Origin of the sequence: Paenirhizobium cremeum (assembly GCF_047553425.1) — a bacterium.
GTDB lineage: Bacteria > Pseudomonadota > Alphaproteobacteria > Rhizobiales > Rhizobiaceae > Allorhizobium > Allorhizobium cremeum.
This window is the reverse complement of record NZ_CP180217.1, coordinates 1,730,890-1,749,363: the sequence shown is the minus strand read 5'-3', so window position 1 is coordinate 1,749,363 and position 18,474 is coordinate 1,730,890. Positions and strand designations below refer to the sequence as shown.

Here is an 18,474-nt window from a genome sequence, read left to right as displayed (position 1 = left end):
ATCCCGTCATTGACCGATGGCTGAACACTCACGCGCAAGCTTCAATATCCGCTCATCCTGATCCGGCAAGATTGCGCCGGACTGGAGCGGTGCCAGCAGTGACTGTTCCTGCAACCGGTCGAGAGTGCAGGAGCAGAAACGGGTACATAGCCCCGCTTCGCTTCCCTCCGCCTGGCAGGCCGTTTGACAGCTCGCCAGATAGGACTGAATAGGATCGGGTTCCGCTGGCGGCACAATGATCGACATCAAATAGACGATGGAGATCAGCACCGGCTGGTGCACCAGGTAGACGATCAGGCTGTGGCGCCCGGCCCAGCGCAGCCAGCGGGGGCCTTCCGGCAGTCGGGCGAATGTTTCCAGCCAACCCCGAGCGCGGGCGATGCGTGCGGCGGCGATGCCGAGCAGCAGGGCTCCGCTCCAGGGAAACAGCGGCACATAGTCGTTGGAACGCGGCAGATGTTCCGAAAGGCCGAGGAAGAGCAGCCACGGGGCGTCGAAGAGCTCCGACCGGTAATGGTTCGGCAGGGCGATGACGACCGCCGCCGCGGCCATGGTGACAAGTGGCGGCGCCCTGAGGAAAAGCAGGCCGAGCAGGCTCGCCGCCGCGATACTGTGGAGGATGCCGAAGAAGATCAGCCCGTCCGGCGTGGCGATGGCCGTCGCGGCCGTAATCGCGAGTGCCGCCGCGACAATGACGCCGAGGCGCTTCAGGAAGGACTGAAGGCGAAGGTGCGGATAGTGGGCGAGCACGAGGCTGAAGCCGGCCAGGAACAGGAAGCTCGAGGCGATGCAGCGCGCATAGATTTTCAACGGGCCGTGTGTCGAGGTGCCCGGGTCGAGATAGCCGAAGAATTCGAGGTCCCAGCTGAAATGATAGGTCGCCATGGCGATCAGCGCGATCCCGCGGGCGGCGTCCAGTGCGCCGATGCGGGGATGCGCCGAGGCTTCGTCTGTGCGCTCGGAGGAGGACTGCACGGTCAATCCCTTGTTTGGGCCCTTGTTTGGGGGCCTGTTCGGACGCCCTTTGTCGGGTGGCCCCTAGTTGGTGATCCTTGGTCGGTGGAACACCCCGCACGAGCGGCGAGGGCGCCCGTTTGGCAGAGACGCCAAAGGCGGCCTTTTCATGGCACGGGCGCCTGCAGAAGCGCAAGCCGCGCCTCGGAGAAGAACTGCCGCCGGATCAGCACAACGAAAACCGTCGTCGTCGTGGCCATGAAGAGATAGGGGCTCGCGAACCAGCCGAGATAGCCGATCGACATGAAGAGCGCCCTGAGCCCCGCATTGAAATGGCTGGCGGCGATGATGTTCATGCGGATGGCAAGTTCTGCCGCCTTTTCCGCGGCCTCCGGGTCCTTGCGCGTTTCCTCCGTCATGGGCAGCGCCCCGAAGAGGATGGTGCAGTAGTTGAAGAGGCGATAGGACCAGCCGAACTTGAAGAAGGAATAGCCGAAGATTGCCGTCAGCACGAAAACCTTGATCTCGAAGGTCGTGCGTCCGCCCGGCAGGACGAAGGGCAGGTCCCTCAACACCGAGTCCACCTTGTCGGTTTGTCCGAGAAGGGCAAAGCAGCCGCCGATCGCAAGGATCGAGGTCGAGGCGAAGAAGGCCGTACCGTTCTGAAGACCGGCGAGGATCTGGGTGTCGATCATCTTCAGGTCGCGTTTCAGCGAATTCATGATCCAGGCACGGCGGCGTTCGGCCATGACCTGGGTCAGGCTGCTGCGCGAAAGGATGCGCGCCTGGCCGGTGATCCAGGAGTAACCGATCCATAGACCCGCAAAGAGGATCAGGGCGCAATAATCGGCAAGGGTCATGGCGGAGCTCCGGTCGATTCCTCGCAGTGTTTTAAGCGCACGATGCGATTTTCCACAAGGCCGGCGTTGCGCGTCAGGACTTTCGACAAAAATATGACAGCCGGCTCATTGACGTAAGAAGATGAACGCAACGCCAAGTTATTGATATTTCGTAGCTCCATGCGTCCAAAGCATGGCTGGCATGCCAAAGGTGCCTTTGTTTTGCCTTTTTTGCAGTTGCGAAGTCCGGCGAATTTTAATAGATCGACGTCAAGAAGGCGGTCGGGGGACGGCTTTCTGCCAACCATGGATGACAAGCGGAGCCTATATGGAAGACAGTATCCAGAAATCGTGCTGGAGCGTCACATTTCGTGCATTGATGGGATTTGCAGGCATTCTCTGCCTCGCTTATCTTTTTGGCAGCATCTGAACCGGACGTATCCGGTTTTTCTTTCACAGCGCGGGTCAAAAGCCCGCGCTGTTTTCTTTTCGGTGCGCGGCATGCATGTCGCGACGGTGAAAGCCGATGTCGGTCCGCCGACGCATTCGCCATCGGTGATATTCTAGCTTTCAATCACTATATATCGGTTGATCCTGAATCGGGTCGCGGTCGCCAGGACTGCGCCATGCAAGCCTAGGGATCTGTGCGCGGGCGGGTCGGAGTCTCATGTTTCTTTCGGTATTCGATGTTTTCAAGATCGGCGTCGGGCCCTCGAGCTCCCATACGATGGGGCCGATGACCGCTGCGAACCGTTTCCTCGACCTCATTCTTTCCGACAGTTGGCCGCGGCCGCACGGGGCGCATGTGGCGGCGCTGAAGGTCAGCCTGCACGGGTCTCTGGCCTATACCGGCATCGGTCACGGGACGGGCAGGGCGGTCATTATCGGTCTTACCGGCGAAGCGCCCGATAGCATCGAACCCGACCGCATGGATGCAATCGTCGAAGAGGTCGAAAAGACCGGGAAGCTGCAACCGCCGGGTCATCCGGCCTATGCCTTCCAGCCCAAGGACGATCTTGTCTTCGACAAGAAAACTCCTCTGCCCGGCCATGCCAACGGCATGCGTTTTTCCGCGCTCGACCGCGACGGCCGCATGCTGCTGACCACGGTCTATTATTCGATCGGCGGCGGGTTCGTCGTCACCGATACCGAACTTGCGGCCATGCAGGCGGCGAAAAAGAACAGTGGCGGCCGGAAGGTGCCCTATCCCTTTTCCTCCGCCAGGGAGATGCTGGACATGGCTGCGCGGTCCGGCCTGACGATTGCCCAGATGAAGCGCGCCAACGAGGAAACGGTGATGGATCGTCAAAGCCTCGATGCCGGCCTCGACCGGATCTGGGATGCGATGAGCGGTTGCATCGACCGGGGGCTCAAGCAGGAAGGCAAGCTGCCGGGCGGGCTCAACGTGCGCCGGCGGGCAAGATCCATTCACGACAAGCTGCAGGAGGAATGGCGCAGCAATCGCCAGAATCCGCTGCTCGCCAATGACTGGCTGTCGGTCTACGCCATGGCCGTCAACGAGGAGAATGCGGCCGGCGGACGCGTCGTTACCGCCCCGACCAATGGTGCCGCCGGCGTCATCCCGGCGACCATCCGCTACTACTTGCATTTTCATCCCGATGCCGACCAGAACGGCATCCGCGACTATCTGCTGACCGCCGCAGCCGTCGGCGGCATCATCAAGCACAACGCCTCGATCTCCGGCGCCGAAGTCGGCTGTCAGGGCGAGGTGGGCTCGGCCTCCGCCATGGCGGCCGCCGGCCTTGCAGCGGTCATGGGCGGAAGCCCGGAGCAGATCGAGAACGCCGCGGAAATCGCGCTGGAACACCATCTCGGCATGACTTGCGACCCGGTCGCCGGCCTTGTGCAGGTACCGTGCATCGAACGCAATGCGCTCGGCGCGGTGAAGGCGGTCACGGCCGCTTCGCTGGCGCTCAAGGGCGACGGGCAACATTTCGTGCCGCTCGACGCAGCGATCGAGACCATGCGCCAGACCGGCAACGACATGAACGAGAAGTACAAGGAAACCTCGCTCGGCGGCCTTGCCGTCAACGTCGTCGAATGTTGATGGCGCCCGCAGCGGCGCCCGCCGGAGGCTGAAAGGGCAGGATTGCCCAAGGATCAGGCGACCTTCGCCAGAGCCACGGCGTCAGCGCCTGCCGGATAACGCAGCCTGTCCGAAGTGTCGTTGGCAGCCATCCAGATCGCCTCGGCTACGTCGCTTTCCCTTGTCGTCAGCGGCGGATTGGCGAAACCGGCAAAGATCGGTCCGGCGAATTCGGCATAGGATTCCGGGATCAGGTCCATGACAGGAATGTCGGTGTTTGCCGCAAACCGCGTGGTCGGCGCATAGCCCGGCTCCACCAGCTTCGCGCGGATATCGAAGGCGGCCAGTTCATGCGCCAGCGACCCGGTGAATCCTTCGATCGCCTGCTTGCTGGCTGTATAGGCCGCAGCCAGCGGCATTGCCGCAAGGGTCACGCTCGAGGTGACGTTGACGATAACGCCGGACCGGCGCTCGCGCATCTGCGGGATGACGGCCTGTGTCATGGCCATAACGCCGAAGGTGTTGGTCTCGAAGACCTTGCGGACATGGGCCATCGGCGTGGCTTCGAAGGCGCCGACGACGCCGATCCCGGCATTGTTCACCAGAACGTCGATCGGCCCCGCCTTCTCAATGGCTGCCGAGATGCTCTCGGGGTCAGTTACGTCCAGCGGCAGCAGGCGGAGGCGTTCTGACGTCGGCAGCAGGCCTTCGCGGGGCTCACGCATGGTGGCGATGACACTCCAGCCCTTTTCATGGAAGTAACGGGCGGTTTCCAATCCATAGCCTGACGAGCAGCCGGTAATCAGTACGGTCTTCATGATGGTCTCCTGGTTTCGCTGTTGACGAGACCTTTGTACCCGACATAATCAGGACTATCTTCGATCAATAGTCCGTATTTCATTTGCAAAAGTCCGATATGGCCGATCCACTAACCGAGGTTATCCAGCTTCTCCGCCCACGCGCCGTGTTCTCCAAAGGGATCAGCGGCGCGGGGCGCTGGGCGGTGCGCTACGCCGATTTCGGTCAGCCGGGATTTTGCGCCGTTATCGAGGGGCGATGCCGTCTGGCCGTCAGCGGAGAACAGCCAGTCACCCTTGAGGAGGGCGACTTCGTGCTTCTACCGGCTACGCCATCCTTCACGATGTCCAGCCTCGACCCTGCGCAGCCATTGCACATCGATCCGAAAACGGTGCTGCCACCAGATAGGGAAATCCGACACGGCCGGCAGGATGGGCCTCCCGATGTCAGGCAGTTCGGCGGCTGGTTCTCCTTCGATGCGCAAGATGCCGGGCTGTTCGTCTCCCTTCTGCCGCGCATGATCCGCATCCGCGGGGTGCGGCGGCTGACGCAACTGGTGTGTCTGCTCGGCGAGGAGGCGGCACGCGAAGACATAGGCCGCGACCTCATTCTCCAGAGGCTCGTCGAAATCCTGCTGATCGAGGCGCTTCGGGCGGCGCCGACTGAGGAAGCGCAGCCGGGTCTCCTGCGCGGTCTTGCCGATCCCCGGATAGCAGCCGCGTTGCGCGGTATGCATGGCGATATCGAACGGGCTTGGACGGTGCCGGACCTCGCCCGGCAGGCTGGCATGTCCCGCTCGGCCTTCTTCGACCGTTTCAGCCGCATGATTGGCTTACGGCCGATGGAATATCTGCTGGCATGGCGGATGACCGTCGCAAAGAACCTGCTGCGCAGCGAAAAAGTGGCGCTCGGCGAGGTCGCGAGACGGGTCGGCTATAGCTCGGCCAGCACCTTCAGCACTGCCTTCCGCCGCCATGTCGGCCTGCCGCCCGGCAGCTTTACCACGCGTGCGGGAATGCGGAGCGAAGCCGCGCTTGTTTAGATGATCCCTACGCCCATTTCGGAACGAGACACCGTCTGCTTCTGCATCTGCCCCTTGACGTGGGCGGTCATCGGATTATCACCGCAGGCATGACACTCAACCTCATCAAGCTCTGCGTTGGCGCCGACTCCCTTCAGGATCTTCGTGACTGGGTGGCCGAGAGGGCGCTCATTGCGGTTGCGGCGGGTCTCGAGCCCCATTCCAGCCATGTGACGCGCATGGTACCGAAGCGCGTTGAGGAGTTGCTGGACGGCGGTTCGCTCTACTGGATCATCAAGGGGCAGGTGGCGGCGCGCCAGAAGCTTCTCGACATCAAGACCTTTACCGGCGGCGATGGAATTTCGCGCTGTGAACTGATCCTCGGACCGGAGGTGATCGAGGTGACGCCAGCACCTCGCCGTCCGTTCCAGGGCTGGCGCTATCTGGAAGCCGACGCCGCCCCCCGCGACCTCGGCGCATCCGGCGCCAATATCGAGGAGATGCCGGAAGACCTGAAGCGGGAACTCGCCGAACTCGGCCTTCTCTGATTTTTTCGTCCTTCCTTGTTTTTATTCGATTGTCACTGGTTTGTAAGCGCGATCCCGTATTTTCGGATACTGCCGGTTCGAAGTTCGACATGCACCCGGTTCAAAGGCCTCTTGACCTTCCCACGATAGGAAGGTGCATTGTATCGTCTATGCCCCGGTTGACCGAAATCAATCCGGGCCAACTGGAAGGTGCCTATGGTGGCATCGTCGTTAGCGAGAGACGTCAATGGGCGCGGCCTGCAGGTTTCAGAGGTGGTTGAAAGCGGTGGCGGTCGCGCTGGCGATGGCCGTCGTTTTCTCTGCCGCGCAATCCCATGCCACCTCGCATTTCTGCGCTGGACCGGATGAGATGGCGGGCGTTCACCGTCACGCGTCCGACAATGGAGCCGTGGACCATGATGCGGCCCGCGGAGACTGCTGTCGAGGCGCGTGCGGCCTCTGCGCTCCCCCGATGCATCCGATCGCCACGGTTCTCGCGATCTTCGATCGCACGACCGGTGCCTTGGGACCGACGATCCGCCTGGCTGGCCAATCTCCCGCTCCGGGACGACACCCTCCTCGATCCGCTGCCTGACAGCACGCGCATTGCGCGGACATTTCCTGTCAACAGCACGGTCGTTCCGGCGACCGGGATCGAGAGAGATATCATGTATCGGAGAGAATTTCTGAAAACGCTCGCCATGGGTTCTGTGGCTTTGTCACCCTTGGGGAGTGCGCTGGCGACAGCAAGCTCGAGACCCAGCGATCTGGTTATCGGCAAGCGGATACTGGAGGTCAAAGGCAAGGCGGCAACCGTCTTCGGGCTGACCGGTAATACCGGCGCGGCCGGACTGGTTTTAGACGCCGACAGCTCGTTCAACATTCTTTTGCGCAACGAGACGAATGAAGAGACCCTGATCCATTGGCATGGTCTGACGCCGCCTTGGGCGATGGACGGCGTTCCCGGCAATCCGGCCGCGCTGCTGCAACCGGAGGAAACGCGGGCTTACGATTTTCCGGCGGGCAAGGGCGGCACCCACTGGATGCATGCACATACACTACAGGAGCAGAACCTGCTTGCGGCTCCCCTGATCGTCCGCACGGCCGAGGACCGGGCTCGCGACGAGCAGGAGGTCGTGGTTCTTCTCCACGACTTTTCCTTCAGATCGCCTGAAGAGCTGCTGTCCGAACTCCAGTCGGGCGGGGGCGCCCACGCCATGCCCTCGGACGATGGCGGCATGGCGTCGATGATGATGATGCATGGTGGTCACCAGATGGGCGGTGGAACGGCTTCCGGCATGCCAATGATGTCCATGCCAGGCATGGATCTCAACGATATCGAATACGACGCCTATCTGGCGAATGACCGAACCCTTGACGATCCGGAGATCGTCAGGGTCGAGCGCGGTGGGCGCGTCAGGCTGCGCATCATCAATGGCGCGACGGCGACCGGGTTCACGATCGATACCGGGCCGCTGGAAGGTGAACTCATTGCGGTCGACGGGCAGGACGTCGCGCCGGTCCGCGCGCGGCGGTTTCCTCTGTCAATGGGCCAGAGAGCCGATATCCGACTGAACATGCCGGCAGAGGGAGGAGCCTTTCCGGTTCTTGCGCTTCGCGAGGGGGCAGTCGATAGGACCGGCATTGTTCTGGCAACCGCGGGTTCCCGTGTCGGAAAGCTCGAAACGTCGGGAGCCGACAAGGGACCGGTTCTCGACCTGTCGCTGGAGCAGAGGCTGCAGAGCCTTTCGCCCCTTCCGGTGCGTCGGGCCGATCGGCACTTCGATCTGACGCTGGGTGGCGACATGGCAGCCTACACATGGGGGATCGATGCTTCAGGACCGCTCGATATCGTCGAAGGACAGCGGGTCCGTATATCGATGCGCAACATGTCGATGATGGCCCATCCTATGCATCTCCATGGTCATCATTTCCAGGTGACCGCAATCGACGGTATGGCCATCAACGGCGCCGTTCGGGATACGGTGATGCTCCCGCCCATGGCGCAGGTTGCGATTGAGTTCGATGCCAATAATCCGGGACGCTGGCCGCTGCACTGCCACCATCTTTATCACATGGCTGCCGGGATGATGACTTTCGTCGACTATGGCAAGGCGGGCTGAGGAGGCTGGTATGAGCGAAGACCGAGACATTCATCAGCCTGACCATAAAGGCGGGGAGAACCCCCACCGTCACGCGCATGCCTCCGGCCCGCGGCCCCCTTCGATGACAACCCACGGGAAATTGCCGAAGGGGACGGTCTACACATGCCCCATGCATCCGCAGATCCGGCAGAACGAGCCCGGAAACTGCCCCATCTGCGGAATGACGCTCGAGCCCGAAATGCCCACCACCGGCGAGCACGGCAGCGAAGAATATGCCGATATGAGCAGGCGGTTCTGGATCGGGTTGATCCTGAGCCTGCCGGTGGTGGCGTTGGAGATGGGCGGACATCTTGCCAATCTCCACAGCGTGCTGATGCCGCAGACGTCCAACTGGATCCAGCTCGCACTTGCGACGCCTGTCGTATTGTGGGCTGGCTGGCCGTTTTTCGAACGGGGCTGGCGTTCGCTCGTGAGTCGCCATCTCAACATGTTCACGCTCATCGCCATGGGCGTGGGCGTGGCCTGGATTTTCAGTGTCGCGGCAACCGTTCTGCCTGGCGTCTTTCCAGCGACTTTCCGTGGGTCCGACGGATCGGTTTCTGTCTATTTCGAGGCTGCCGCCGTCATCACGGTGCTCGTTCTGCTGGGGCAGGTTCTCGAACTGCGCGCACGCGAGCAGACCGGGGGCGCCATTCGCGCGCTTCTCGATCTCGCACCGAAGATCGCGCGACGCGTTCGCTCGGACGGAGCCGATGAGGACGTGGCACTCGAATCGGTCGCGGTCGGCGACATGCTGCGCGTTCGACCCGGTGAAAAAGTGCCGGTCGATGGAGTGCTGAAGGAAGGACGCAGCTCAGTCGACGAGTCCATGATTACGGGCGAATCCATGCCGGTGACAAAAGAACCCGGATCGAGGTTGATCGGCGGCACCATGAACCAGACTGGTGGCTTCGTCATGGAAGCCGCTCATGTCGGCGCCGACACCATGCTTTCCCAGATCGTGAAGATGGTGGCTGACGCCCAAAGGTCGCGTGCGCCGATCCAGCGTCTCGCTGACCAGGTTTCCGGCTGGTTCGTTCCGGTCGTCATCCTTGTTGCTCTTGCATCGTTCTTCGTCTGGTCTGCGCTGGGCCCGGAACCGCGCTTCGCGCACGGGCTCGTCGCGGCAGTCGCGGTCCTCATCATTGCCTGCCCCTGTGCTTTGGGACTGGCGACGCCGATGTCGATCATGGTCGGCGTTGGAAGGGGCGCGAGCCTTGGCGTGCTCATCAAGAACGCCGAGGCGCTGGAAAGATGCGAGAAGGTCGATACCCTGGTGCTGGACAAGACTGGCACCCTCACGGAGGGCCGTCCCCGGCTGACAAAGGTCGTTCCTGCTGCGGGATTGTCCGAGACGGAGGTGCTGCGGACCGCTGCCATGCTGGAAAGATCCAGCGAGCACCCGCTGGCGCTCGCGATCGTGAATGCCGCCCGTGAGAGGGGATTGACGCTCGGCGACGCGGAAGACTTCGACAGCCCCGTCGGCAAGGGCGTGACAGGACTTGTCGAGGGACGAAGGATCGTTCTCGGAAGCCACAGGATCATGGAGGAACACGATATCGATGTGTCGACCTTCGCATCTGTCGCCGAAGACCTGCGGGACGACGGCGCGACGGTCATCTTCATGGCTGCCGATCTAAGGATCGAAGGCCTGTTCGCGATCGCGGACCCCATTAAATCGACGACGCCGGAGGCCTTGAGAACCCTGGCGGACGAGGGTATCCGCATCGTCATGCTGACGGGGGACAACAGGACGACGGCGGTCGCCGTCGCCCGCAGCCTCGGGATCGCCGAGGTCGAGGCGGAAATCCTGCCGGAAGACAAGAGCAAGATCGTGTCGCGCCTGAGGCAGGAAGGCCGGATCGTCGCCATGGCGGGCGATGGCGTGAACGATGCCCCGGCTCTTGCGGCCGCTGACGTCGGGATCGCCATGGGAACGGGGACGGACGTCGCCATGGAGAGCGCCGGCATCACGCTTCTGAAAGGAGACCTGATGGGTATCGTCCGGGCTCGCCAACTCAGCCGCGCCACAATGGCGAATATCCGCCAGAACCTGTTCTTCGCCTTTGTCTACAACGCCGCAGGCGTTCCCATAGCCGCCGGACTGCTCTATCCGTCCTTCGGGGTATTGCTGTCGCCGATCATTGCCGCGGCAGCGATGGCTTTGTCGTCCGTCAGTGTCATCGGCAACGCGCTTCGCCTGAAGAGGGTGCGGATCTGAAAGCTCCAGCCTGGGCCCGGTCTGCGTGCCCAGGCCGGAAAACAACGCCGTGTGTCGCTTTGCCGGTATTGGAGATCACGCAGGGCTGGCAGCCGCCTATCAAAAGTTCCCGTCTCATGGTAAGTGACGCCGTGCCGCATAACCCCGTGTGCGTGGCATCCGGCCGATGCAGCCATCCTTGGCTTGGGCGCGGCGATAGCAAACCTGACCGCATCCTGATTTGGCCCATGACGATTCCAGTCGGGAGATTGTCACGGGTACCGCGCCGCAATCGACGGACCGGGCGCGGAGCGAGCGAGAACCGAACGGAGAAAAGACGATTGCAGGCGCCTGAGAAAAAAGAAAGTGGCAATTATTTCAAGGCTCCCGTTTTTGCCGTCGCGCCGATGATCGACTGGACAGACGATTTTTAAGTTATTGATTTTTATTGGTTTTTTATTTGCTTGTATAATCGTGTGTAAATTTGGTGCAGCCATCCAGATGGTTGAATAATCTCTAACAGATTAGACGATGATGCTGGGGCGCTTTATGCAAAATGAGAAAGACGCAGCGGATCACGCGAGTGGGACGTTATCGCGGGACGACTACCGTGAAAGGCTTCGAAAATTTGACGCTGTGGTTTGTGAGGCTATTGCTGTTAGCCAGGCAGCCGCCCAAAGACTGGAAATGCCCGCCGTCGGTTACAGTACGCATGTATTTACACGGATATGTGCGCACGCCCGGGCAATGATGTGTGCTCTACCGATTTCCAGATGGGTGAGAAAAGACTTCGAGACTTGGGACGTTTCTTCTGTCGCCGCTCATGCGCGCTCAATATTAGAAGGCTATCTGCTTTTTAGATATCTGGCTGATGCACCATCAGATATCGATACACAGCGCGCGTTCATAAACGTAATGCACCTATACGACTGCTTGAAGCGCATAAAGATCCTACCGCATATATTGCCTTCCGAGGAAATTGATGGCCTCAAAGGACAAGCTGACGAAATTATTTCAAGGCTTAATGAAATTCCATATTTCTTGGCGCTAGATGCGAAGCTGAAGAAGGATCTGTTAGCGGGCAAGTTTATAATGATCACGCCACAAAAGGAGGTGATTGAAGCTGTAGGTCTAGATCAAGCCGACTACGATTTTTTCTGGAATTACCTTTCACAATATACTCATGTGCTGTCATTCACATTCTATCGCATGGAGCCAAATGGTCGCGGCACCGGGTTAGAAAATGGCTTCGATCGAGATGCGCTAGGGATGGTTCTGGAATTCTGTACAGCGATCCTCGGTGCCGCAGTCGATAAAATGGTCGAAATGTTTCCCGACACCGAGGCGGTGAGGCGGGGATCGGATTCAAAATTTTCACCAGGTCCAAGCCGAAACCTTCCTAGAAGCAAGAAAAGGGCATTCAATCGAAGGTGATACCCTCGGTGTATGCAGTACCGGCCTGCCGGATTTTTCCTAGAATTATTTCGTTTTTCATGTGCATCCACCCCTGCTTTATCTGTGCAGATCCGTGTGCAGTTGGGAAATGACTTGAGAAGGGCTTTCAATGGATTCAAATGGTTGATCGTGATAGAGAGTGTTCCAAAATGTCCTACGGCACACGCAGATAGCGTTTTGTGCAACTTTGGAAAAATATGAAAAATCAATATCTTAATCGCGGAAAAGTCTTCGCGGTTGCACCCATGATCGACTGGACGGATCGTCACTGCCGCTATTTCCATCGGCAACTGACGGGGCGGGCGTTGCTCTATACCGAGATGGTCGTCGCGGATGCGATCATTCACGGGCACCGCGACCGGTTGCTCGGCTTTTCACCCGAGGAGCATCCTGTAGCGCTGCAACTCGGCGGTTCTGATCCGGCGAAGCTTTCCGAGGCCGTGCGGATTGCGGCCGACTACGGCTATGACGAGTTCAACCTCAATGTCGGCTGTCCCTCGGACCGCGTGCAGTCGGGGACGTTCGGGGCTTGTCTCATGCAGACACCCGAGGTGGTCGAGGGCTGCGCTGCCGCGATGAAAAAGGTGGCGACGGTGCCGGTCACCGTCAAATGCCGGATCGGGGTGGACGATCAGGAGCCGACCGAGGTTCTACCGGATTTCCTCGCCCGGATGATCGGGGCCGGCGCGGATGCGATCTGGATCCATGCCCGCAAGGCCTGGCTGAAGGGGCTCTCCCCGAAGGAGAACCGGGAAATCCCGCCGCTCGACTACGAGCTGGTCTACCGGATGAAGCGGGAAAACCCCAACGTCTTCCTCGGCATCAACGGCGGTATCGACAGCCTCGAGGCAGCCTCCCGGCATCTTGAGGTGATGGACGGGGTGATGCTTGGACGCGCCAGCTATCATAATGCCACGATGCTGACCGGCGTGGACGAGAAGATTTATGGCGAACCGGCACAGGAGCCGGATTGGCACGCGGTGCGTGACGCAATGATGGCCTATGCCGAACGGGTAATGGCGGATGGCGGACGGCTTTCCCATGTCACGCGGCACATGGTCGGGCTGTTCCAGGGCTTTGCAGGCGCGCGACGCTACCGGCAGATCCTTTCCACCGATGCGACGAGGGCGAGCGCCGGACCGGAGGTCATTGCGGCCGCTTTTGCTTCAGTCGACATCGCCGGCGGGCCGAAGGTTCAGGTGGCCGCCGAGTAGCCGGAAATGCGAACGGCGCCCCGAAGGACACCGTTTCATGTCTCATCTCAGGCTTCCGGTTGAGCCGGAAGCAACCCGCAAATCAGGCGAGCTGGATGTTGACGGCCTTCGGGCCCTTGCCCATGCGGTCCGGCTCGGTGTCGAAGGTGACCTGCTGGCCGTCCTTGATCGACTGGATGCCGGAAGCCTGGAGAGCGGAGATGTGGACGAATACGTCCTTAGCGCCGCCATCCGGAGTGATGAAGCCGAAGCCCTTGTCCTGATTGAAGAATTTTACAGTGCCTTTGGTGGCCATGGGAGAAGTTCCTTGTCCCTTAGTTTTGTCTATCCTCGCTTTCGGCGGACCGGAAGCGAGGGCGTTTATGCCCTTTCGCGAAAGGGCCAGTCGGAAGTCGCGATAACGGGGAAAGAACGTCTACCAGCGGGAGAAAGCCCCCAAAGACCGCATGACACGGTCACTACAATCGGTCCAGTCTCCGGGATCATTAATGCCCGAACGACGCGAGAATTAAGGGTTTTCCACCGAAAAGGCAAGGGCGAAAACAGGGCCATTGCGTGTTTGCATTTGGTCAAACGACTGAATCCATTGACATTTGAGGGGAGGAACGGGCCGGACGAGGAGCCTTCGGGGTTGATGAGCGCCCGCCTTCGGGCTAGGAAGGCGCGGGGGCAAATTTAGCAATGCCGAAGACAGGTGCCACCGTGATCGATCCCTACCAGCTGCTCGGGCTTTCCCGCGACGCGAACGACGCGGCGATCAAGGCCGCCTATCGCAAGATCGCCAAGACCGAGCATCCCGACGGCGGCGGCGATGTCGACCGTTTCGCCAGGGTGACGGCGTCCTACGAACTGCTCAAGGACCCGGTGCGGCGCAAGGTCTATGACGACACCGGCTACGACCCGCAGCTTGCCGATACCGCCGATCTCAAGGGCCTGATGATGCTGGAAACGCTGGTCAACGACATGATCCTCGACGAGCGCGAGCCCGGCAGTTTCGACCCCGTGGCGGGGCTCCGCCGCAAGCTCACCGACGACATCCTGAAGACGCGCTTCCATATTCTCGAGCTGGAACGCCATCGCGCCCGGGTGCGCCAGCATCTCGACCGTATCGGCCGCCGGCCGGAGGCGGATGTGCTCGGCTCCATGCTGAAGGCGCGCACGCAATCCATCACCGACGCCATCCGCACCGCCGAGACGCAGATCGAGGCGATCGAGCGGGCCTATACCATGCTCGAGGGCTATTCCTACGAGCTGGAGCCGGAACCTCTGCCCAAGGCCGCCGAATAGGCGCGATTGCGGGCGAGGGGAGAACGGCGCGCCTCTCGCGCCATCCCGATGTTTTCACGATGCATCCGCTGACGGCGGGCCGGGCGGCGCGACGCATTCTCCGGCGGGCGGTTGCGTGTTCGCGGCTATCGTTTCATCGGGACAGGACGGGGCCTCCGTCGCGGGCCGATCGGGTTCAGCGCGGGCGATCCGCATCAGCGCCTCGAAACGCTCCAGCATGTCGCCCTGCAGCAAAGCGGGCTCCTGGCGCAGCCAGTCCCTGGCCAGGAACCGCAGCAGGGGGCGCTCGATGTGGAAACGGGTGAGCGTGTCGAAGACGATGCGCATCGTCCCCTCCTGCAGCCAGCGTTGAGCCGGATCGGGCGAGGGCGGCGGCAGGGGGCTGTGGGCGATCAGCAGTCTGATGACGACCTCGGCTTCGACGCGCAAGGCATCGTAAAGGGCGCGCTGCTGTTCCGTAAGCAAGGCGGCGCAATCGGTCTCATCATAATCCGGCAACCAGACCCCGCAATGCCGCTGCCGGCGGCAGGCGCGCCGCAGGCAGATACGGGAGATACCGAGGGCGTCAGCGGTCATCAGGGCGATGCAGTCACGAACCGGATCGGGTTCGGCGGCATTGTCGGGCGCGATGGCGTCCGGGGTGGTGTTTTCGGAATTCCCGGTCATGTCCTTGCTCCTTCGCGTCGATCCGGCTTGCGGATGGGGGGAGGGCCGTCCGTCATCCGGACGCGCCAAAACCTTCACGCGCGGTCTCCCGCCGTGGTTCTCCTCATTTCGGTTCCCCTTTTCGGCCTTTCGGCGAAGGGGATGCGGACGGGGCGCTGGAAGCTGCCTCGTAAAGTAAAAAGATGTGACACCTTCCGGCGCCCCGTTCGGCGGTTTTTATCCGCGCGGTCGGTCCCTCTGCTCCGGCGGTTCCCAGGAGTTTCCGTCCGTCGGGCTGCGGCTTTCACCGCCGGACGCCCGGGACCACCCGATACCGCCGGTCTCTGACGCCTTGCAGGCGCGTCCGGCGCGCCGTCAGGGCCGACATGGGGTTCAGCCGTCCGAGGCCTTCCCATGTCCCCACGTCGCCGGAGGGAGACCAGTTTGCACGGACCCCGAAAGACCGGGCCTGCGATCGCCCGAACCTTTCAGCGCCGGTTCCGCCTCGCCGGGCACGCACACCCGGTGTATCCGCGACGGAACGGATGGATTGTAGGCACGGGAGATAAGGGCGGGGATTTTGCGGGAAAGCGGGGATCGCGGTTACGGCCAAGGAGGATGCGCCTGTTCGCACCGACGCCCGATTTATGCCGCTTGCCGTTATTACAGGCTAGTTCTTCGGAGCAATCCCACCCGCAACATGGTTTGCGACCGGCGGCCTGCGCCGAAAACGGGGCAGGCGGCACAGGAGGAAAATGGCATGCGCATCTTGAGGATCGGGCTGATGACGCTGGGTCTTGCCATCATGGCCGCCGCCATTGCGGGATGGTACTGGGTTGCCGCCTTCGGCTGCGGCATGAACACGACCGGCTGCCGCGATGTCCGCATCCCTATGCCCTGGCAGGACCCGGAGCTTTTCGGCGTGCTCGGGCCGCTCTTCGGGCTTGGGGTGGCGGTGTTCGTGCTGGGGAAGTGGGTGGTGAAGGGGTAGGCCTTCCTCTCCGACATCGTTCATCGAACCGGCAGATTGCTGCCCTTGCCAGCCGCCGCCATCGGGATCACGCTTGCAGCCAGAGCGAAGGAGGAGAGCATGAAGCTGATTGTCGGATTCTTCGAAACGAAGCCGGGAAAACGCGAGGCCTATCTGGAGGCGGCGCGGGACCATCTGGAAAAGAGCCGCCTCGACCCCGATTGCCATTATATCGAACTCGTACCGATGCCGGGCCACCCCGACCGCATCCTTCTCGCGGAGGCCTTCACCAGCGAAGCCGCGCATCGCCGCCACGAGGACACGGACCATATGCGGGCACTCTGGGCCGTCGGCCCCTCGCTGCTGTCGCATGTCGTGATCGACTCGATGGTCTCCGACACCGTCGAGCATATCGACGAGCGGTTTGATTGAAGGGGGGTAGCTCGGGCTCCCGCCGTTTTGTTTGTTCCGTCGTCTGGATGTTCGCGACGGTGTGGGCGGCTTGTGGGTGTGCCTCTGAGGCACGTCCCTCCGATTGGGTAGGTGATAGGTGTGACCGGGTTATGCGCATTGACTGAGGCCGTTCTCGAATCCTCTTAACATGACATGTCAGGACCCTCTGCCTTCAACATTCTAAGATTTGTTTGAGCGCTAGATCCTTGTCCATGATCCCATAACCAGCTAGCCTCCGGCGGTTCCACCGGAATGCACTAAGATAGACAGGCGATACATGATTAGAGAATGGGACATCAAGCACACTACATTTTCGTTTGCTGATTTTCTGAGTTGGCAAAAAGCAGCCGCGCTAGAACTAAGTCCCAGCTTTCAAAGGCGCAGCGTATGGACTAAGGCTCAGAAGTCTTATTTCATCGATACCGTCTACCGAGGTTTACCAGTTCCGATCATATTCCTGCGAGAGCGCACGGACGTCGAGACCCTCTCGACTGTGAGGGAGGTAGTCGATGGTCAGCAGAGATTGAGAACCCTTCTCGCGTACGTAGACGTTGACTGCCTTAGTGATCGGGGAGAGCGGGACTATTTTACTGTACAAAAAAAGCACAACACCGACCTATCCGGTAAATTTTTCGCCGATTTAAATGCACATCAAAAGAAAAGAATACTATCTTATCAATTCAGTGTTCATGTCCTCCCTACCGATACAAGCGATTCTGAGGTCTTAAGCATTTTCGCTAGGATGAATTCGACTGGATCGAAGCTCAATGATCAAGAGTTGAGAAACGCAGAATACTTTGGAGCTTTCAAGATTGCTAGCTATGATCTGGCTCATTCGAATCTAAACCGTTGGCGTGAGTGGAAGCTTTTTTCGGAGATTGAAATAGCGAGAATGAAGGAAGTTGAGTTCACCAGCAGCCTTCTGATAACGCTGATCGATGGTCTTTTCGAAAGAACTCAAGCTAATATTGAAAAATACTATAAGAATTATGATGACGATTTTCCTCGGCAGGACGAAGTTGAAAAGCGCTTCCACTCAGTGATGCATTCAATCGAGTCGAACTTTGGTGAAAACGTCGCCACCAGCGTTTATTCAAATTCTTCGATGTTTCTGCAACTGTTTCATCTCGTCCGTAGGCTTGAGGATGCCGATATTCCCTTGAGCAAGGCGCGCGCTCGCGCGATTATCAACGTGGGAGAGCGAATTCAAAACAGAAACAATTTGCCGGAGAATGTAAGTGTGGCACTTGCAAGTCGCTTTAACCGTCTAAGCAACCAGAAGTCTGTTTCCGATTTTCTGTTTCAGCATGCAGCCATCTGATCACGTAAAAAACTTCCAGGTGAAAGTTAAGCGCGCGAGAAAGCTCCTCGCGCGGCAGCTCCAGTTCCAAGCCGATGGTGTTCTCCCTGTTACTGAGCTTGAGGCAATCTACGAATTGTCGTTCTTCAACATATTCGTTGCTTTTGAAAATGAGCTTGTCGAGTTGATGAAGACGAATCTAATAATGGCACACGATTCAAAAGGTAGAATTAGGAGTATATTTGCCCCTCAAAATAGAGCGTTGGCGGAAAGGCTGCTTCTAGGAAATAATCGATACTTTCAACTTCTGCCTGTTGAGCAAATGGAAAAGATCGCCAAGGTGTATTTAAAAAATGGATGGCCTTTTGTTAGCTTAACGGAGGTTCAAAAAGCGTCGATTCGACAGGCGTATGCGGTGAGAAATCACATCGCACACCGCAGTTCTGAGAGCAAGGCGAGTTTTAAGAAGAAAGTTTTGAACTTCGCTAATCTTCCCAGATCGTCTACCTCTCCAGGTTACTATTTAAGAAATAAAATGACAATTTCTGTTACTTATTTCGATCATCAAGTCGCTCAAATTGGCAGCTGCCTGAAGCAGATTGCAGACGCTAGCTGAGCAG

General features: G+C 59.8%; 17 protein-coding genes. 12 read left to right on the top strand and 5 right to left on the bottom strand.

What is annotated here, in order from left to right:
- Positions 1 to 6: 6 nt before the first annotated feature.
- Positions 7 to 975, bottom strand: a complete 969-nt coding sequence (locus tag ACLBKR_RS08795; protein ID WP_244714215.1) for a DUF1624 domain-containing protein — start codon at positions 973 to 975, stop codon at positions 7 to 9.
- Between the two features lie 146 nt (positions 976 to 1,121).
- Positions 1,122 to 1,814, bottom strand: coding sequence for a DUF599 family protein (locus ACLBKR_RS08790; RefSeq protein ID WP_113426746.1), 693 nt, complete (start codon positions 1,812 to 1,814; stop codon positions 1,122 to 1,124).
- Positions 1,815 to 2,460: 646 nt separating this feature from the next.
- On the opposite strand from ACLBKR_RS08790, the gene ACLBKR_RS08785 reads away from it, so the two are divergent.
- Positions 2,461 to 3,861 (top strand): L-serine ammonia-lyase, encoded by a 1,401-nt coding sequence (locus tag ACLBKR_RS08785; protein WP_113426747.1) that lies wholly within the window; start codon positions 2,461 to 2,463, stop codon positions 3,859 to 3,861.
- Positions 3,862 to 3,914: 53 nt separating this feature from the next.
- On the opposite strand, the gene ACLBKR_RS08780 is transcribed toward ACLBKR_RS08785, so the two are convergent.
- Positions 3,915 to 4,658: an SDR family oxidoreductase gene (locus ACLBKR_RS08780; RefSeq protein ID WP_112831374.1), complete on the bottom strand. Its 744-nt coding sequence runs from the start codon at positions 4,656 to 4,658 to the stop codon at positions 3,915 to 3,917.
- A gap of 98 nt (positions 4,659 to 4,756) precedes the next feature.
- On the opposite strand from ACLBKR_RS08780, the gene ACLBKR_RS08775 reads away from it, so the two are divergent.
- The 6 genes from ACLBKR_RS08775 (at position 4,757) to dusA (ending at position 13,199) form a co-directional block, all read left to right on the top strand.
- Positions 4,757 to 5,680, top strand: a complete 924-nt coding sequence (locus ACLBKR_RS08775) for an AraC family transcriptional regulator (protein WP_113448584.1) — start codon at positions 4,757 to 4,759, stop codon at positions 5,678 to 5,680.
- 89 nt (positions 5,681 to 5,769) lie between these two features.
- Positions 5,770 to 6,207, top strand: a complete 438-nt coding sequence (locus ACLBKR_RS08770; protein ID WP_112831388.1) for a DUF1489 family protein — start codon at positions 5,770 to 5,772, stop codon at positions 6,205 to 6,207.
- 647 nt (positions 6,208 to 6,854) lie between these two features.
- Entirely contained in the window at positions 6,855 to 8,309 is a 1,455-nt protein-coding gene (locus ACLBKR_RS08765) for a multicopper oxidase domain-containing protein (RefSeq protein ID WP_113438588.1), read from the top strand.
- Positions 8,310 to 8,412: 103 nt separating this feature from the next.
- Positions 8,413 to 10,551 carry a copper-transporting P-type ATPase gene (locus tag ACLBKR_RS08760; RefSeq protein ID WP_414901759.1) on the top strand — a complete coding sequence of 713 codons (2,139 nt, stop codon included), beginning with the start codon at positions 8,413 to 8,415 and terminating at the stop codon, positions 10,549 to 10,551.
- A 510-nt stretch (positions 10,552 to 11,061) separates the two neighbouring features.
- On the top strand, positions 11,062 to 11,964 hold the full coding sequence (locus tag ACLBKR_RS08755; RefSeq protein WP_414901439.1) for a DUF5677 domain-containing protein: 903 nt from the start codon (positions 11,062 to 11,064) through the stop codon (positions 11,962 to 11,964).
- A gap of 218 nt (positions 11,965 to 12,182) precedes the next feature.
- Positions 12,183 to 13,199, top strand: coding sequence for a tRNA dihydrouridine(20/20a) synthase DusA (gene dusA, locus ACLBKR_RS08750; RefSeq protein WP_414901437.1), 1,017 nt, complete (start codon positions 12,183 to 12,185; stop codon positions 13,197 to 13,199).
- Between the two features lie 82 nt (positions 13,200 to 13,281).
- Here dusA and ACLBKR_RS08745 read toward each other — a convergent pair whose 3' ends face one another.
- Positions 13,282 to 13,494, bottom strand: a complete 213-nt coding sequence (locus ACLBKR_RS08745) for a cold-shock protein (protein WP_112831377.1) — start codon at positions 13,492 to 13,494, stop codon at positions 13,282 to 13,284.
- A gap of 386 nt (positions 13,495 to 13,880) precedes the next feature.
- Between ACLBKR_RS08745 and ACLBKR_RS08740 the strand changes: the two genes are divergently transcribed.
- Entirely contained in the window at positions 13,881 to 14,486 is a 606-nt protein-coding gene (locus tag ACLBKR_RS08740; protein WP_414901434.1) for a J domain-containing protein, read from the top strand.
- 54 nt (positions 14,487 to 14,540) lie between these two features.
- On the opposite strand, the gene ACLBKR_RS08735 is transcribed toward ACLBKR_RS08740, so the two are convergent.
- Positions 14,541 to 15,152 (bottom strand): hypothetical protein, encoded by a 612-nt coding sequence (locus ACLBKR_RS08735; protein WP_414901432.1) that lies wholly within the window; start codon positions 15,150 to 15,152, stop codon positions 14,541 to 14,543.
- Positions 15,153 to 15,891: 739 nt separating this feature from the next.
- Between ACLBKR_RS08735 and ACLBKR_RS08730 the strand changes: the two genes are divergently transcribed.
- The 4 genes from ACLBKR_RS08730 (at position 15,892) to ACLBKR_RS08715 (ending at position 18,470) form a co-directional block, all read left to right on the top strand.
- Positions 15,892 to 16,122, top strand: coding sequence for a hypothetical protein (locus ACLBKR_RS08730; protein WP_414901431.1), 231 nt, complete (start codon positions 15,892 to 15,894; stop codon positions 16,120 to 16,122).
- 99 nt (positions 16,123 to 16,221) lie between these two features.
- The gene (locus ACLBKR_RS08725; RefSeq protein ID WP_414901429.1) at positions 16,222 to 16,533 is read left to right on the top strand and encodes a putative quinol monooxygenase; all 312 of its coding nucleotides are present in this window, start codon (positions 16,222 to 16,224) and stop codon (positions 16,531 to 16,533) included.
- A 298-nt stretch (positions 16,534 to 16,831) separates the two neighbouring features.
- Positions 16,832 to 17,875, top strand: coding sequence for a DUF262 domain-containing protein (locus tag ACLBKR_RS08720; protein ID WP_414901427.1), 1,044 nt, complete (start codon positions 16,832 to 16,834; stop codon positions 17,873 to 17,875).
- Positions 17,876 to 17,894: 19 nt separating this feature from the next.
- Positions 17,895 to 18,470 (top strand): hypothetical protein, encoded by a 576-nt coding sequence (locus ACLBKR_RS08715; RefSeq protein WP_414901426.1) that lies wholly within the window; start codon positions 17,895 to 17,897, stop codon positions 18,468 to 18,470.
- The last annotated feature ends 4 nt before the right edge of the window (positions 18,471 to 18,474 follow it).

Bases quoted from the DNA above. Each gene is read 5' to 3' on its own strand.
- ACLBKR_RS08730 (WP_414901431.1), top strand. From the start codon at position 15,892: ATGCGCATCTTGAGGATCGGGCTGATGACGCTGGGTCTTGCCATCATG.
- ACLBKR_RS08790 (WP_113426746.1), bottom strand. From the start codon at position 1,814: ATGACCCTTGCCGATTATTGCGCCCTGATCCTCTTTGCGGGTCTATGG.
- ACLBKR_RS08740 (WP_414901434.1), top strand. From the start codon at position 13,881: ATGCCGAAGACAGGTGCCACCGTGATCGATCCCTACCAGCTGCTCGGG.
- ACLBKR_RS08725 (WP_414901429.1), top strand. From the start codon at position 16,222: ATGAAGCTGATTGTCGGATTCTTCGAAACGAAGCCGGGAAAACGCGAG.
- ACLBKR_RS08770 (WP_112831388.1), top strand. From the start codon at position 5,770: ATGACACTCAACCTCATCAAGCTCTGCGTTGGCGCCGACTCCCTTCAG.
- ACLBKR_RS08775 (WP_113448584.1), top strand. From the start codon at position 4,757: ATGGCCGATCCACTAACCGAGGTTATCCAGCTTCTCCGCCCACGCGCC.
- ACLBKR_RS08755 (WP_414901439.1), top strand. From the start codon at position 11,062: ATGATGCTGGGGCGCTTTATGCAAAATGAGAAAGACGCAGCGGATCAC.
- ACLBKR_RS08780 (WP_112831374.1), bottom strand. From the start codon at position 4,658: ATGAAGACCGTACTGATTACCGGCTGCTCGTCAGGCTATGGATTGGAA.
- dusA (WP_414901437.1), top strand. From the start codon at position 12,183: ATGAAAAATCAATATCTTAATCGCGGAAAAGTCTTCGCGGTTGCACCC.
- ACLBKR_RS08745 (WP_112831377.1), bottom strand. From the start codon at position 13,494: ATGGCCACCAAAGGCACTGTAAAATTCTTCAATCAGGACAAGGGCTTC.
- ACLBKR_RS08735 (WP_414901432.1), bottom strand. From the start codon at position 15,152: ATGACCGGGAATTCCGAAAACACCACCCCGGACGCCATCGCGCCCGAC.
- ACLBKR_RS08765 (WP_113438588.1), top strand. From the start codon at position 6,855: ATGTATCGGAGAGAATTTCTGAAAACGCTCGCCATGGGTTCTGTGGCT.
- ACLBKR_RS08720 (WP_414901427.1), top strand. From the start codon at position 16,832: ATGATTAGAGAATGGGACATCAAGCACACTACATTTTCGTTTGCTGAT.
- ACLBKR_RS08785 (WP_113426747.1), top strand. From the start codon at position 2,461: ATGTTTCTTTCGGTATTCGATGTTTTCAAGATCGGCGTCGGGCCCTCG.
- ACLBKR_RS08760 (WP_414901759.1), top strand. From the start codon at position 8,413: ATGACAACCCACGGGAAATTGCCGAAGGGGACGGTCTACACATGCCCC.